The sequence below is a fragment of the Leucobacter sp. M11 genome, from assembly GCF_035726885.1.
Taxonomy (GTDB): Bacteria; Actinomycetota; Actinomycetes; order Actinomycetales; family Microbacteriaceae; genus JAPFRB01.
Map to the genome: position 1 here is coordinate 21970 of NZ_JAPFRB010000006.1, position 1903 is coordinate 23872.

A 1903-nucleotide genomic window follows, 5' to 3' on the forward strand; every position below is an offset into this window, starting at 1 on the left:
ACCCTGATCCGGGACGCCGACGCGGCCATCGACACGCTGAAAACGGAGGTGCCGGCGCTCGACGGCGGCACCTTCCTCTACGGCCAGGCCCGCGACGGGGTCGTCGTGATGCTCGTCGAGGAGGAAAACGTGACCGCCCGCTTCATGCAGCGCCTCGGCCTCGTCTCGCTGCCCGCCGTCACCGAGCTCGGCGGGGCGGGCTCCGTGCCCGGCGCTATCGATGTCAGCCTGGAGCAGGCCCCCCGCTTCAACGACGCGGGCGTGCTCTTCATGACCTTCCAATCCGATGCGCTCCGCGAGAAATTCGAGCGGGACCCGATCGTTTCGAAGCAGCCGATCATGGGGGAGCGCTACGTCCCCGTCGGGCTCGAAGCGGCAACGGCGCTCCAAGACCCGAACGTGGTCGCCGTGCCGTGGCTGCTCGAGCAGCTGCGCCCGGGCCTCGAACTGATCCCTGCCCCGTGACCGCCTCGCTCCGGGAGGCGCCGCCGCGCGGGGGCACCGCGCCGGGAGCGCGCCTCCTCGGAGCGGGTGTGCTCCTCGTCGCGCTGCTTGCGGCGCTCGTTGTCCTGAGCCTCCTGATCGGCTCCCGCCCCGTCGCCCCGCACGAACTCGGCGAGCTCCTCGCGGGCCGCGGCGGGGATGAGCTGCGCACCCTGGTCGGGGAGGTGCGCGCCCCGCGAACCGTCGCCGCCGTGCTCGTCGGGGCGGCCCTCGGCACCGCCGGGGCCCTCATGCAGGGCATGACCCGCAACCCCCTCGCCGACCCCGGGCTTCTCGGCGTGAGCTCCGGGGCCGCCTTCGCCGTCGTCATCGGCATGAGCCTGTTCGGGCTGCGCTCGGCGACCTCGATCGCCGCCGTCGCGGTGCTCGGCGCGGGCCTCGTCACCGCGGTCGTGCTGCTCCTCGGCCTCCGCGGGACGCGGGACGGCTCCCAGCTCATCCTCGCCGGAATCGCCTTCAGCATGACGATCTCCGGGGTGCAGACCGCGATCACCCTGCTCAACCCGAGGATGCTCGACGCCATGCGCTCCTGGTCCGCGGGTTCCCTCGCCAGCCCGAACCCGGAGGTGCTCGCCCAGAGCCTCCCGGTGCTCGCCGTCGGGGGCGCGCTCGCGGTCGTCGTGGCCGGGCCGCTGAACGCCCTCGCGCTCGGCGACGATCTCGCGCGCGGTCTCGGCACCCATCCGGCGCTCACCCGGATCGGCACGGGGCTCGCCACGGCGGCCCTGGTCGGCGGGGCGACCGCGATCGCGGGCCCCATCGGCTTCGTCGGCCTCATGGTGCCGCACCTCGTGCGGCCCCTCACCGGCGTCGGTACCGGGCGGGTGCTCCTCGCCAGTGTCCTGGCCGGCCCCGCGCTCGTCCTGGCCGCCGACATCGTTGCCCGGGTCGTGCTCTGGCCCGGGGAGCTGCCCGTCGGCATCGTCGCGGCGGCCTTCGGCGCCCCACTCCTCCTCGTCCTCGTCCGGAGAAAGCCGAAGGCCTCATGACCCAGAACAGCGCCCAGCGACAGAGCCCCCGCCTCCCTACCGCGGGCGGCGGCACCCGTCCGCAAGACGCCAGCACCGGGCCCGCGGCCCCCGAGACCCCCGCCGCGCGCCGGGGCGGGCGCTGGCGGTGGGCCGCGGCCGCGGCGCTGGGCTTCGGCATCCTGCTCGCCGCCCTGGCCGCCGGGGACATGCCGCTCCGCCTCGGCGAGGTCTGGGCCGCGCTCACCGGCGAGGCCGAGCCCTTCACCCGCACCGTGGTGCTGTCGTGGCGGCTGCCGCGGGCACTCGCCGCACTCGCCTTCGGGGCCGCGCTCGGGGCCGCGGGGGCGATCTTTCAGGCGCTCACCCGGAACCCGCTGGGCAGCCCCGATGTGATCGGCTTCAACACCGGTGCCTACACGGGGGTGCTC

3 protein-coding genes are annotated in these 1903 nt (G+C 75.1%); all 3 read left to right on the plus strand.

Annotated features, from left to right (window positions below; translation table 11 throughout):
* A partial coding sequence (locus tag OOT08_RS17125) for a hypothetical protein (protein WP_325094057.1) occupies positions 1 to 465 on the plus strand: 465 nt, incomplete at its 5' end.
* On the plus strand, positions 462 to 1493 hold the full coding sequence (locus OOT08_RS17130) for a FecCD family ABC transporter permease (protein ID WP_325094059.1): 1032 nt from the start codon (positions 462 to 464) through the stop codon (positions 1491 to 1493). The genes OOT08_RS17125 and OOT08_RS17130, both read left to right, overlap by 4 nt.
* On the plus strand, positions 1490 to 1903 hold a 414-nt coding region (locus tag OOT08_RS17135), incomplete at its 3' end, for an iron chelate uptake ABC transporter family permease subunit (RefSeq protein ID WP_325094061.1). The genes OOT08_RS17130 and OOT08_RS17135, both read left to right, overlap by 4 nt.